Origin of the sequence: Ruminococcus sp. RTP21484sp1_RTP21277st1_D2_RTP21277_210401 (assembly GCF_040924225.1) — a bacterium.
Classification (GTDB): Bacteria; Bacillota; Clostridia; order Lachnospirales; family Lachnospiraceae; genus Blautia_A; species Blautia_A faecis.
Genome location: NZ_JBCOMJ010000001.1, coordinates 91616 through 104502 on the forward strand (window position 1 = coordinate 91616; position 12887 = coordinate 104502).

General features: G+C 43.7%; 17 protein-coding genes and 1 pseudogene. 6 read left to right on the forward strand and 12 right to left on the reverse strand.

The genetic code is table 11. The annotated features are described in order from the left end of the window. Nucleotides 1–4: 4 nt before the first annotated feature. From AB5706_RS00455 to AB5706_RS00470, 4 genes are all read right to left on the reverse strand, one after another. Complete coding sequence (locus tag AB5706_RS00455; RefSeq protein ID WP_148462150.1) at nt 5–439, reverse strand: DUF2304 domain-containing protein; 435 nt, start codon at nt 437–439, stop codon at nt 5–7. Beyond that, entirely contained in the window at nt 436–1164 is a 729-nt protein-coding gene (locus AB5706_RS00460; RefSeq protein WP_195991162.1) for a glycosyltransferase family 2 protein, read from the reverse strand. Before AB5706_RS00460 ends, AB5706_RS00455 begins: the two co-directional genes overlap by 4 nt. Continuing rightward, nucleotides 1152–2324 carry a glycosyltransferase family protein gene (locus tag AB5706_RS00465; protein ID WP_368365650.1) on the reverse strand — a complete coding sequence of 391 codons (1173 nt, stop codon included), beginning with the start codon at nt 2322–2324 and terminating at the stop codon, nt 1152–1154. The genes AB5706_RS00460 and AB5706_RS00465 overlap by 13 nt, the downstream gene beginning before the upstream one ends. 322 nt (nt 2325–2646) lie before the next feature. Beyond that, a complete protein-coding gene (locus AB5706_RS00470) occupies nt 2647–2703 on the reverse strand; it encodes a DUF6783 domain-containing protein (protein ID WP_368365670.1) in 57 nt (18 codons plus the stop codon). Nucleotides 2704–2765: 62 nt separating this feature from the next. Here AB5706_RS00470 and AB5706_RS00475 point away from each other — a divergent pair, with 62 nt between their 5' ends. Both AB5706_RS00475 and AB5706_RS00480 read left to right on the forward strand, forming a co-directional pair. Beyond that, a complete protein-coding gene (locus AB5706_RS00475) occupies nt 2766–3488 on the forward strand; it encodes a hypothetical protein (protein WP_368365651.1) in 723 nt (240 codons plus the stop codon). A gap of 3 nt (nt 3489–3491) precedes the next feature. After that, a complete protein-coding gene (locus AB5706_RS00480) occupies nt 3492–3941 on the forward strand; it encodes an HD domain-containing protein (RefSeq protein WP_118582867.1) in 450 nt (149 codons plus the stop codon). A gap of 115 nt (nt 3942–4056) precedes the next feature. On the opposite strand, the gene AB5706_RS00485 is transcribed toward AB5706_RS00480, so the two are convergent. From AB5706_RS00485 to AB5706_RS00515, 7 genes and pseudogenes are all read right to left on the reverse strand, one after another. Beyond that, on the reverse strand, nt 4057–4692 hold the full coding sequence (locus tag AB5706_RS00485; protein WP_330661182.1) for a DUF4317 family protein: 636 nt from the start codon (nt 4690–4692) through the stop codon (nt 4057–4059). An 86-nt stretch (nt 4693–4778) separates the two neighbouring features. Then, on the reverse strand, nt 4779–5954 hold the full coding sequence (locus AB5706_RS00490; protein WP_187566103.1) for a MalY/PatB family protein: 1176 nt from the start codon (nt 5952–5954) through the stop codon (nt 4779–4781). After that, nucleotides 5935–7113 (reverse strand): PLP-dependent aspartate aminotransferase family protein, encoded by a 1179-nt coding sequence (locus AB5706_RS00495; protein WP_368365652.1) that lies wholly within the window; start codon nt 7111–7113, stop codon nt 5935–5937. The genes AB5706_RS00490 and AB5706_RS00495 overlap by 20 nt, the downstream gene beginning before the upstream one ends. Nucleotides 7114–7228: 115 nt before the next feature. After that, the gene (locus AB5706_RS00500) at nt 7229–7339 is read right to left on the reverse strand and encodes a DUF6783 domain-containing protein (RefSeq protein WP_368356938.1); all 111 of its coding nucleotides are present in this window, start codon (nt 7337–7339) and stop codon (nt 7229–7231) included. Nucleotides 7340–7356: 17 nt separating this feature from the next. Continuing rightward, nucleotides 7357–7491, reverse strand: a pseudogene (locus AB5706_RS00505) (AzlD domain-containing protein); the annotation flags it as partial. 139 nt (nt 7492–7630) lie between these two features. Then, complete coding sequence (locus AB5706_RS00510; protein WP_148462144.1) at nt 7631–7984, reverse strand: Hpt domain-containing protein; 354 nt, start codon at nt 7982–7984, stop codon at nt 7631–7633. 119 nt (nt 7985–8103) lie between these two features. After that, nucleotides 8104–9624: a C69 family dipeptidase gene (locus AB5706_RS00515; protein WP_173770930.1), complete on the reverse strand. Its 1521-nt coding sequence runs from the start codon at nt 9622–9624 to the stop codon at nt 8104–8106. A gap of 211 nt (nt 9625–9835) precedes the next feature. On the opposite strand from AB5706_RS00515, the gene AB5706_RS00520 reads away from it, so the two are divergent. Continuing rightward, the gene (locus AB5706_RS00520; protein ID WP_173715802.1) at nt 9836–10600 is read left to right on the forward strand and encodes a threonine/serine exporter family protein; all 765 of its coding nucleotides are present in this window, start codon (nt 9836–9838) and stop codon (nt 10598–10600) included. A 5-nt stretch (nt 10601–10605) separates the two neighbouring features. Beyond that, nucleotides 10606–11037: a threonine/serine exporter family protein gene (locus AB5706_RS00525; RefSeq protein ID WP_148462219.1), complete on the forward strand. Its 432-nt coding sequence runs from the start codon at nt 10606–10608 to the stop codon at nt 11035–11037. A gap of 8 nt (nt 11038–11045) precedes the next feature. On the opposite strand, the gene AB5706_RS00530 is transcribed toward AB5706_RS00525, so the two are convergent. Continuing rightward, nucleotides 11046–12083: a DUF3878 family protein gene (locus AB5706_RS00530; protein WP_173770931.1), complete on the reverse strand. Its 1038-nt coding sequence runs from the start codon at nt 12081–12083 to the stop codon at nt 11046–11048. Nucleotides 12084–12350: 267 nt separating this feature from the next. Here AB5706_RS00530 and AB5706_RS23025 point away from each other — a divergent pair, with 267 nt between their 5' ends. Further along, a complete protein-coding gene (locus AB5706_RS23025) occupies nt 12351–12422 on the forward strand; it encodes a DUF6783 domain-containing protein (protein ID WP_373119314.1) in 72 nt (23 codons plus the stop codon). Nucleotides 12423–12482: 60 nt separating this feature from the next. Beyond that, entirely contained in the window at nt 12483–12815 is a 333-nt protein-coding gene (locus AB5706_RS00535; RefSeq protein ID WP_173735011.1) for a helix-turn-helix domain-containing protein, read from the forward strand. Nucleotides 12816–12887 lie beyond the last annotated feature (72 nt).

Here is a 12887-nt window from a genome sequence, read left to right on the forward strand (position 1 = left end):
TTGGTCATCTTCCCTCTCCAATACCAATTTCAGCCTCTATCTCCTGCTTTTCTACTTCTTCCCGTTCCAATAACGTCTCTTTCTCATCTACTTTATCAATCTTCTTATTCTCAGCCTTGGAACGAAGCGCAACTTCTGCAGATAACACTCCAATCTTGTCTTCCAGCTGAGATACAATAATAGATAAGGTAAATATTTTTTCCACCAGCAGGAAAATGATCACCAGAAACACCAGATTACTTGGTGACATAATTCCGAATATACGACACAATTCATAGGAAATTTCCGGAAAGATTGCCAGCAAAAGTAAAATGGCCGCGAAAAAAATCCAAAAAATAGCGTCCTCCATTTTGACTTTATTTTTTCGGATTTTCCGAAGAATCCATCCAACAGTCAGAACAGAGGCAATAATAAGTAAACCTTTCAGCGTGTCGCTCATTTTTTGTCTCCTTTCTCTCGTTTACGCACCCATTGAAAAATAAAAATAGAAAAGAACATTTTCATCATATACCAAATGGAATTTTTGAAATCCAGGTAGCTGGTTCCGGCAATTCGCTCGTGCATTTCTACCTGCACTTCTTCAATCTTTACCCCGCAATTCAAAAGGTATGCCAGAGTGTCCGGTTCCGGACTGTAATTGATGTCGTAGCCAAAGCGTTTGATCATGCGTTTATTAAAAAGGCGCATTCCGGAAGTTACATCTCCAATATATTTCCCGCCTGTGGTTATCATGATGGCATAGGTAAGCAGCTGGCTTCCAATCATTCTGGAATTAACAGGCTTCCGCTGGGTTTTAAATCTGGACCCGATCACAATGTCACAACCGGTCCGCTCCATCTCCGTAATCATATCCTCTATATACTTTGGATCATGCTGACCATCGCCGTCCAGCTGGAGAACGTAATCATATCCATAATAGTTCGCATAGCGCATACCGCTTTTGATCGCGCCGGAAAGTCCGGTGTTTACAGGAAGATCCATGAAATTATAACCGCGGCGGGCACATATCTTACGGGTGTCATCGGTGGAGCCATCATTGATCACCACGTAATCATATTGCGGATAATTCCTTTCCAGATTGTCTACTACCTTTTCTATGCATCCAGCTTCATTGTAAGCTGGTATAATGATCAGAATTTTTGATATTGTTTTTATTGAAGCCATGAATTCTCCGTTCTGTGTTTCTCCACAATCTCCACCAGTTCCCGCGCTCTCGCCTCAAAGGAATATTTCTCCTTAATCACCGGCCACTGCTCGTCGACTTTTGCTTTCACTTCTTCATAGTTGTTCTCAATTTTCTTCACGCACTGGTGGAATTCTTCTTTATTGCTATAGTACAGCACTGCTTCCGGAAAGATTTCCCTGAGCTCATCGCAGCAGTCAGATATTACCGGGAGACCGCAGGCCAGGGCATCGAAAATGCGATTATTCACAAACTGGTAATCCAGCATGTCTTTCCAGTGGTCATTCAATGTGACGCGGGCACTTCGGTAAAGGGCGGGAATCTGGCTGTTTTCGATAAAAACGTCCTGTACCATGATCTTATCCGGACCTAACATGGCTTTCCAGCCGGCACCCCAGATTTTCAGCGGAAGTTTGTCCTGGGCTGCCCATAATACACATGGGCGGGCCACACCACGGGAATTTCCAATAAATAAATAATCTTTTCCACGGCTGCATTCAGCTGCCTGATCCGGGTAAAAAAGCTCAGTGTCTGTACACTGAAGCAATGGATAAACAGGAACCGTAAGCTTCGCCTGAAGCTCCCTGGCATAATGGCGGGAACCTACGCATACAATATCATAGAGCTGGTATTCTTCTTGAGTAACCATCTCCGGGTGGCTGATATTCCACATAATGTAGAGGCATTTGGTGTTCCGACGATCCGGACGGTAAAATTCGCAGCCTCGAAGTACAAGAACCACATCTGCGTTCACTTCACAGTCCCAGTCTTCGTGCAGGTCAATTATAGTGTACATTCCCATTCGATCCAGGTAACGTTTCAAGGCAACTGCATACGCATAATCGCCCCAACGGATCTTTTTTTCCTCAGGAGCAGGACATTTGATCACCCAGATCTGGCGTTCTTTCGCTTCACGCTGCACCTGTGCAGCCCGTTTTCCCCAGTCGTCCCGGCGATGCAGTTCCTGTGACACATATTCCTTCAGTTCCAGCATGGACTGGCTGTTTTTCTGAAGCTCCAGGAGGATTTTTTCCTGGCGTTTATTCTCTTTTTCCAGTTCACGCAGCTTATTGTCCATATAGGTGCGGCTTACCGGAATAAAGCTTCGTAATTTCTGTTTCAGGGTATTCCAAAAGCTCATATAGAAACTCCTTGTATAATAAGTTGTCAATCGGTAAAAATCTGTTTTTGAGTCTTTAGTTTTTATTATAACGAAATATGACAGGAAACGCAACTCCCCACAGCAAATCACCAAACAGGACAGTAGCGCAGCGTTACTGCTCACTGGTAACGTTCCGCGAAGCGCGTTACTGTGAACGGATTGAACAGTAACAGCGCAGGCGCTCTGCAATTTTCTCTTGAAACAGTAACCCTTCACAATTTTTTCACGTTTTTTTCTACCATTTATCACTAGGAAAGTAATTTCGAATTTGCTATAATAGTTTCACGACATCAGAGCATGTTTAAAAAAGGCTTTCTGCAAAATGTGCATCACACTTTGTGGGATATTTCATCCCCATCTTTATTCAACAAACGCATCAAACTTTTCTGACATTATAAATCTTAGGAGGATACCGAATTCATGCGAAGAAAAAAGAGCTTACTAATACCGGCTGTGCTGGCTTTTTCCCTTTGCACCGGTGCTGTTGTTCCAGTACTGGCGGAGGAGACCGCACAGACAGCTGATGCAGCAGATAATGAACAAGAGGCACATACACAAAGTGCTACGGATACTTCTGATACCCCTTATGAAAAAGGCACCATCACAGACATTGATTTTCAGAGTGAGTGGCTGAATCTGAAATTCACACCGCCGGAAACAGTTGTCATGAATACAGAGGAAGAGCTTCAGTCTGTTATGAAGCAGGGCCAGACCACCCTGGAAGAATCTTCCGGCGTGGAACTTGGAGAAGATGCTTTGTCCGGCACTGTTTATGAAATGATGGCTTCTTCCATCTCTGGTTTTCCTAATGTTTCCTTAGTTGTCGAGGATGCTTCTCTGGAGAATATGACTGTTGACCAGTATTTTCTGGCTGCACAGCAGATGTTGGATGCTACCGGGATGGGCTATACTTATTCAGACGTAACAGATATACAGATTGCCGGGCAGGATTTCCGTGTTATGGAAACAAGTGTGGCAGTCAATGACTATGAAATTCTTCAGAAATATTGTACCCGCAAACAGGGAGGAAAGTTTGTCTCCATTATTTTATCATACACCACAGATACCACAGCAGAAGCAGATGAAATTCTGGCAGCTTTTACTCCATTAAATACAGACACGGAGGCTGCGCCTGCAGAATAAACTATGGTCTATACTCCCTTAACCATAAAAGCCATAAAAATTGCATATAAAGCACACGAAGGACAATATGACCAGAGTGGGGTTCCTTATATTCTTCACCCGGTTCATCTTGCAGAACAAATGACAGATGAAACTACCACCTGCATTGCCCTGCTTCATGACGTTCTGGAAGATACTGCCCTGACTCTTCCTGATCTGGAAGCGGAATTCCCAAGAGAGATCACAGAGGCAGTCCAGCTGCTTACACACGCTCCTTCCGATGATTATCTGGATTATGTGCGCAGACTTTGCGAAAATCCGCTGGCTCGTAAGGTAAAGATTGCGGATCTCGCCCATAATTCAGATGAAACGCGGCTTTCTTCCGTCACGCCGGATCCAATGCAGCTGAAGCACTGGCGGACGAAGTATGCAGCTGCAAAGGAGATCATACGGGAATACGAAAATATCCCATAAAGTACAACTCCAGACTATGTAAAAAGGTACTCTGTTATATTAATATCAATTATGTTGATACCAATATAACAGAGTACCTTTTTTATATTTTGCAAAAGCAACTGTTAAATTTTTATTATTTCACCCGCAAAATCGACCTCACCAGTTCCAGATGCGGTCTGTCTGCATCCTTCTGGAACACGGCAACATGGTTCAGGTCTGCGCCTCCATCTGTATATGCCGGAAAAAGAAAGCCGCACTCCGGCTCGCCTGGCTCGTATTCATCTGCAAGTGGACAAATTACACAGATCAGATATTCAAAAACAGTTTCTGATTCCCCCAGCCGCTCCTTATCTGCTGCCTTTGCCGGAATATCATATCTGTCGTGGAAAATATAAACTGCATAAGGTCTCCTGCTTTTATAATTCTCCATTACAAGATCATAGAAGCTGTCCATAAGAGCATCGTTTTTCAGCCCACATTCCCGGATTGCCATCAAAAGCTGCCACACGGTTCCTGGCCTTCTGTCTGCATCTGCAAATTCATAACGTTTCAGATTTACATTTGTTGCTGCAAAAGGAACTACCTTGGCAAGCTCAATGTTTTTCTTCTTTTCTGCGGCAGACAGCTTTAAAAAATTCACGTTAAAGCTGCCGTCAAAGTCCCCGTCCTTATCCACATAACATCCCGCAATCCTTGTAAAAGAACTCCGGGCAACATTCATCCTCCTGGTCAGCGCCAGCATATCTTCACGGTCGATTTTGTTGGTCATGGTTTTCTCCTGTGTATACGCAAAATGTTTTTTCTATTTTACCATTCCTATGCGCTATACACAACTGAAAGTAAAAATATCTCCATTTAAAACGCTTTTCTAATCCGCTCCAACGCCTCCGTCAGCGTTGCCCTTGGACACGCCACATTAATCCTCTGGAATCCTTCGCCTGCTTTTCCGAAAATCTTTCCACTGTCAAGCCAAAGTCTGGCCTTATTAAGGATCAAATCCTCCAGTTCCTCAACAGTCAGGCCTGTCTCACGGAAGTCCAGCCACACCAGATACGTGCCTTCCAGATCTGTCATCTTCACCCCAGGCAGATATTTTTCCACATACTCTTTTGTGTAATTGATATTCGCCTCCACATAAGCATGCATTGCCTGGTACCACTCTTCCCCCTTGGAATAAGCAGCCTCTGTTGCCACCAGTCCCAGAACCCCAAGCTGGCTGGTTCCTGCCGCATCCAGCTGCTTCCGGAATCTTCGGCGAAGCTCCGGATTGGGAATAAAAATATTGGAAATCATCATACTTGCAAGATTGAAAGTTTTACTTGGGGAAGTGCAGGTAATGGAAATATCCTGAAACTCCTTTTTCAGGCCGGCAAACACCTGATGCTTTCCCTTAAAAACAAAATCCTGATGGATTTCATCACTGACAACGGTCACACCATTCTTTACGCAGATATCTCCTATTTTTTCCAATTCTTCTGCGCTCCACACTCTTCCCACCGGATTGTGCGGATTGCACAGGAAAAACAGTTTTACATTTTCCTCCACGATTTTCTTCTCAAAATCCTGAAAATCGATGTGATAACGGTTGTCTTCTCCCTGATAAAGATTGCTGCTCACTACTTTTCTGCCATTGTCCTGAATAACCTCTGAAAAAGGATAATAAACGGGAAGTTGGATCAGCACACTGTCTCCCGGCTGCGTATATGCTTTTACCGCCATCGCCAGGGCAAAAACAACTCCTGGTGTTTTGATCAGCCAGTCCTCCTGGATCTCCCAGTTGTGGTGAAGCTTCATCCAGTTTGCCAAGATTTCAAAATAAGGGGTCTGCACCTCACTGTATCCGAAAATTCCCTCTTTTGCACGCTCTACCAGCGCATCCTCAATATAAGAAGAGGTCTCAAAATCCATGTCTGCGACCCAAAGAGGCAGCACATCTGCCGGCTTGCCCCTTTTTACTGCAAAATCATATTTCAGACATCTGGTATTTTTTCTGTTAATCACTTTATCAAAATCAAGATTTCTTTCCGCCATATAATTCTTCCTCTGTTTCTGCAAATACTTTTTCAAATTCATCAAGAAGATCCTGGGCATCCTCGATTCCAACAGAGAGGCGAAGGGTTGCCTCTGTAATTCCGTTGCGTTCCCATATCTCCTTCGGCACATCCGCATGCGTCTGGGTAGTTGGATATGTGATCAACGTCTCCACACCACCAAGACTTTCTGCAAACTTGATCATCCGCACTTTTTCCAGAACAGAAAGGGCAAACTCCTTGCTTTCCAGCTGGAAGGTAAGCATGGAGCCAAATCCTCTGGCCTGCTTTTTCATGATCTCATATCCCGGGTGTTCTGGTAAGCCCGGATAGATTACTCTGGTCACTGCGCTCTTTGTTTTCAGCCATTCTGCAATTTTGAAAGCATTTTTCTGTGCCTGCTCCATGCGGATTCCAAGAGTTTTGATACCGCGAAGAATCAGCCAGCTGTCAAAAGGAGCCAGGCCGGAGCCTGTGGTTTTAATAAGAAAACGAAGCTTTTCGCTGATATCCTCTCTGTTGGTTACCAGAAATCCTGCCAAGGTATCATTATGTCCGCCCAGGAATTTGGTTCCGCTGTGCACTACAATGTCCGCTCCCAGTTCCAGTGGATTCTGGAAATATGGAGATAAAAATGTATTGTCTACTATGAGAAGGAGATTATGTCTTTTTGCAATTTCTGCAAGTGCCGCAATATCAGTGACATTCATCATGGGGTTGGTTGGAGTTTCAATATAAATTGCTTTTGTGTTTTCATTTACATAACTTTCCACATTTTCTTTCCAACAATCGATTCTGGAAAAATGGATTCCGTTTTTCGAAGAAACATTGTCAAAAAGCCGGATGCTTCCGCCGTACAGGTCTGCATCTATGATCAGATGGTCTCCTGGTTTAAACAGCTCCATTACCAGAGTGATTGCTGCCATTCCAGTGGAAAAAGCCAGTGCGTCAATTCCGTTTTCCAAGGTTGCTACAATTTTTTCCAGATGCTCTCTGGTCGGGTTCTGCAGTCTGCTGTAGTCAAAGCCTGTACTCTGGCCTACTGCCGGATGCTCATATGTTGCTGTCTGATAAATCGGAAAACTGATAGAGCCATAATTGTTACAACAGCCTTCCTCTTCTTCCAAATGTAAACATTTTGTATTGATTCCTCTTGCCATGATTTTCCTCCAGATTCGTATGATCGCGTTCAGAGAAATGTTTTCTCTCTTTTTTGTCTGAACATATCATAGCAAGATAAGAGGATTTTGTATAATTCATTTTACCTTGAGTTCGTTATAGAATATTGCTATATCTGATTAGATATGTTAGATTTGGTGTATTGCCAATTTCAGAGCGTGTTTGAAAAAGGCTTTCTGCAAGATGTGCGTCACAATTTGCGGGAATACTTTTTCAAACACGGTCTAAAACACCCTCTGCACCAGCAGCATATACAAAATCGTTCCACCGCCAATACTAAGCAGTGTATTCTTTTTCCACTTATGCAAAAATACGATAAACAAAATCGCAATGGCTTCTGGCAGCCCATAAGGTCCGCTTCCGTTCCTTCATAGTTACACTCTTCGCGATGCACAGAAATCATGTTTCCCATGTTTTCGCGCCGTACTTCTTGGGTTTTCTGTAAAAGAAGTTCACAAAATATCTCTTGGGATGATATCTGCTGAATAGGAGCAGGCATTAATTACCGGCCAGTTCCCTGATAGCATCTGTCAAGGTCGTGTACTGCTCTTTCACCTGCGCGTAAAGCTCATCACTTCCTGCGGTTTCTCTTCCTCTTAATACCTCCGTAAGCTCTGCACTGACCTTATACAATTCTGTAAATCCAAGGTTCAGGCACACACCCTTCAGGGTATGGGCTGCACGGAATGCTTTCTCTCCATCCTGTGCGGCAAGACCATCTGTCAGCTCCTGAAAACTTGGATCATTAAGAAATTTCACCGCAAATCTTTTCACAAGCGCTTCGCTTCCCAGTCTTTTCAGAACTCCATCGTAATCTGAGCCAACTTTCTCATAACATTCTTTTATTGTCATTCCAGCCTCCTTAATTTTCATTCCGGTTCCCTATGTAACTGCTTTCTGCACTTTATTATATTAAATTGAAAGAAATTTGTCCACAGGTTTCTAGAGCGTGTTTGAAAAAGGCTCTGACATTACGCATCAGACCTGGAATAAGCATTCTTCATCTGATTACTCAGCTCATAAAGCACTTTATTCAGTGTGTCAGAAGCCTCTTTTTTCACCATATCCGCAATTTCCTGGTTGGCCTGATGGCGAAGGGACATTCGCTTTGCTGCGTCAGACTCTTTTTCCAGAAGAGCGTCATATTTGCCAATTAGCTGGTGGCCTTTTGACATTACACGCTCCTGATAACGTTCAATATGGAAAATGGAGCTCTTATAAGAAGCATCTGCCATGGCACCGATCATGCGGCTTACCCAGTAGAAACTGTCAGTGGTTACTTCCCTGGTGGTGCTGGAAAAATAGTCCGGAGTGGTATCAATTGTGGCATAAAACGGCACCAGCACATTAAATGCATTGGATGCAAACGCAACCCATTCCAGAATATTGCAGTCCTTTTCCATGCCTGGTCTCATCTGGATCAGAGACAGGAAATCTGTACGGTTCACACCGATAGAACGGAATGCTCCGCGCTGTTCTTTTTCTCCATAGGAAGCATATGGATCATAAGAGGTTCCCTGATAATGGGAGGACAATACATATTTCACATCCTCTACAGTAATCTTTTTTTCCGGAATCATGCACCATGGCAGATCATCAGAATATGGAGTAAATTCTGCATTTACGCCATCCCAGATTTTTGTCTTCGGATTCAGGTTTCTCAGCATATACCATGCACGAGGAGTATTATAAACATGGTCGGAATCGTCATGGCTTCCGAACGCATCTCTTGGATTCAGTACACCATCCATGGAAAGATCCAGGTGATTTTTGCTGATAAATTCTTTCAGGTCAGCGGAACACATGTATTCCAGATCCGCATATTCCTCACATGGGCACCGATATTTTTCCTGATCCCGCAATGCCTTTTCCAAGTCAAATTTATCAATTCCAAGCTGATTTGGCATTACTACATATGCCTCATCCGGAACCTTTCTTGCCATCCAGTGATGGCCGCCGATGGTTTCCAGCCACCAGATTTCGTTTTGATCCTGGAAAGCAATTCCATTCATCTCATAGGTTCCGTATTTCTCCAGAATGCTTCCAAGGCGGATTACCCCTTCGCGGGCGCTATGGATGTATGGAAGAACAATGGATACAATATCTTCCTCTCCGATTCCACCGGCTGCTTCCTCCTTACCGTCCTTTGCAGGCTGATAGGTTACCAGAGGATCCGCGCCAAGTACCCGGGGATTGGAGGTAATCGTTTCTGTAGCAGTCATTCCCACATTTGCCTCATTTACACCGCTAGCTGCCCAGATTCCTTCGCCGTCTACTGCATTTGGCACAGATGTATAGCCCATTGGATCATCTGGAAGATCAATTTCCACATGAGAAATCACAGATTTATATTTCCGCGGCTGTTCCTCCGGATGAACCACCACAAATTTTTTTGGCATATAATGACCGGAACCGGAATCGTCATTTCTTGCGATCATGGTAGAACCATCATAAGATGCCTTTTTTCCAACTAAAATTGTAGTACAACCCATTTAAATTTCCTCCTGAAAATATTTCGTAATCTACTATGCTCTATGTTAGCACAATCGGGCATTTTATGGAATACAAGATTCCGGAAATCAATTATTTAACGGTTGTATTGCCTGCCATTAAGCTTTATACTTATCTTATTCCCGTAGCAAAATGATTCGCGAAAGAATCCTGCCCATCAGGGCTTTTCTATAACTTAAAGGAGCATTCCTTATGCAGACATCTAAAGATTATTTGCATGTTTTTCTTGATATGGGCGACGCACTGTTAAACAGCGGCGCAGAAATTTTCCGGGTGGAGGACACCCTGAACCGGATGGGCTATGCCTGTGGTGCTACCCATATGAATGTTTTTGTCATCACGTCCAGCATTGTTATTACTATGGAATTTCCCGGAGATGGCGCACGGACGCAGACACGGCGCATTCATGAATGTGGGGGGAATGATTTCACCAAGCTGGAGCAGCTCAATGACCTGAGCCGCCGTTTCTGCAGTCATCCGGTTTCTGCTGCGGAGCTGCGAAATGAATTTGAGAAGATCAATGCAAACAGACCTAAGCCTCTTTGGAAACTGCTTGGAAGCGTTCTTGCAGCCTGCAGTTTTGCCCTTTTCTACGGCGGCACTATTCCGGATGCCATTACTGCCGGCATTGCTGCAATCCTGATATGGAGCCTGCAAAAATATCTAAGACCAGTATGTATGAACGAGGTTACTTTCCAATTTGCAGCGTCTTTTCTCACAGGCTGCGCCATTTGCGGATTTACTTTGCTCTGTCCTTTCCTTCACATGGATAAGATCATGATTGGTGATATTATGCTTCTGATTCCAGGACTTATGTCAACTAATGCGATCCGCGATGTACTCATTGGTGATACCCTTTCGGGTATTATCAGGCTGATCGCCGCGTTACTTCTTGCAGCAGCACTGGCACTTGGTTTTATGGGCGCAATTATTCTTTTTGGGAGGTTTGGACTTTGATCACAATGACGGTTATACAGCTGATTACCGGAGCTATCGGATCTGTGGCTTTTGGTCTTCTTTTTCACATGAAAACTAAATATCTGCCGCTGGCTGCTGCCGGTGGTTTTCTTAGCTGGCTGGTCTTTCTCTTTGGGAAGAGTCTGTGGGGAAGTGTTTTTCTTCCGGCACTGCTGGCTGGTTTTATTGCAGATGTGTATGCGGAAATCCTGGCAAGAATCTGCAAGGAAACTTCCACTTCTTTTTTCGTTACTTCCGTGATTCCATTAATTCCCGGAAGTACCCTTTATTACTGCATGAGCAGTATTGTAGAGGGAAATCCCATGCAGGCACTTAAATATGGGAGGGACACCTTTCTCTTTGCATTTGGAATCGCCGCGGGGATGAGTATTGCGTGGGCGATCTGTTATTTTCTGAGAAGTGTTAAAGCACGATAATTTCTTATTCACAGTTTCCGGATTTCCACCTTGCGATTCCGCCAGCCCTTTTTCCAAACCATGAGAAAAACCTGAAAATCCAGGCTGTCTCTGGCTGTTGTAAAGGGCTCTTCTCTTAATATCTCTGCATGGATTCCGTCCCGGGTCAGTTTTTCCTGCAGTTTTCCCGCTTTTGACAGCAGGCTTTTTAACTGCTGATCAGCCTCATTTCCAAAAGTCCGGTCAGGATAAGCCGCCGCTGCGCTTTTTATTTTTCCGGTAAGAAGATCAATCACTGCACTATGCTTATTCTTGTGCAATACCCTGGCAAAAATCCTGGCGATAAATGGAGCTGGAAATTTCTTATAAACATGCAATAACCGAAGCAGAGAAAAATCCCGAGCTTCTTTTGCTAGCTCTTCCATTACTTGAAATGCTGCTGCAGACGGCTTCCAGGGGTCTTCCTTTGGCACAATATACTGTTTCGGCACTGCAGGATAACAGCAATAATTCAACGGTGGAAAGTCCGCCAGCTGCACAAGTGCCCTTTCTTTTTCTGTGCAAAACTCTTCTCCCAGATATTCCAGCTTATCTCTTGCAATGGCGATCCGATATTCCAGCTGACGCAGATATTCATACCCAGGTACCCAGAAATGACCGATTTCCCCATAGTTATAAAGATAAACCTCCAGATCCAGCATTCTGAAAAACAGGGTGACTACGTTCTCCCCCTGCCATACTACCAGTATATATTCATCCCCTTCCTGACTTAAGGATGATTTCAGAGGACCTTCATAATTCTCCAGATAAGAGCCTGTAAGTCTGGCGTCCCGGAAAATGAGAAAGCTTTCTACGGCATCATTCATCAAATAAACAAGGCGGATATCACCTGGATTTTTCTCTTTTCCCACTCTGGCAAGGCTGTCTTTTTCGCCCTGTTTTCTCTCATTATTTTCATATGTCTCATAACATTCCCATTCAGCCTGTGCTCCGTTTTCTTTCGGAAACAGCAATTCAAATTGCTCCTGTTCCAAAAGCTCCTCCAGCATTTCAAATGTATCCTGCATCTTATGATTACCTCAAACTGTTCGATTCCTGTTTCCAATTTCACTTTTTATTATATGGGTATCTGACAGAAATGTCAAAATAACGACAACAGATATATAGCTATAAAATAAATAGCATACAATTTACAGCTTACATTTTTCATATATTTTCTATATACTTTATATTATGGATAAAGAAGCTGTCGTTCCATAATATAAGAACCCGCAGGCAATCAGGAAGCGGTGAAACCGTTCCATAGATTGCCAGAGCATGTTTGAAGAAACTGTTTGAAAAGGGTTTTCTGCAAGATGTGCGTCAGAATTTGCAGAAGATTTTGTTCAAATTGGAAAGCAGCTTAAATGCGTGTAAAATCACAGGTAAGCCAGTTCGGCACCTGTTAAAAAGATTGGAGAACGAATATGAATCAGATTGATTACGAAAACTTAGGATCCCGAATGAAAGAACTGCGAATCAAAATGAAGCTTACCCAGGCGGAAGTTGCCAAAGCTCTGAATGTAACTCCTGGCTACATCAGCAACGTGGAGAATAACCGTACTGCAATGTCCCTGCGTATCCTTATTTATTATGCAAGACTGCTGAACATCTCCCTGGATTCCCTGATTGGCAGAATTGATTCTGAATACCGTGAAACTGCCCTGGACCGCGAGATTTCCGAGCAGGTACATAAAATGAGTATTCCAGAGAAACAAAAGCTTCTGAAAACCATGAAGGTATGGATGGAAGAAGATTGATTCTGAACGTAAAAGGGGCTGTCTATTTCCTGACAGCCCCTTTTGTAACTTTATGGTGTTTATAGTATTATA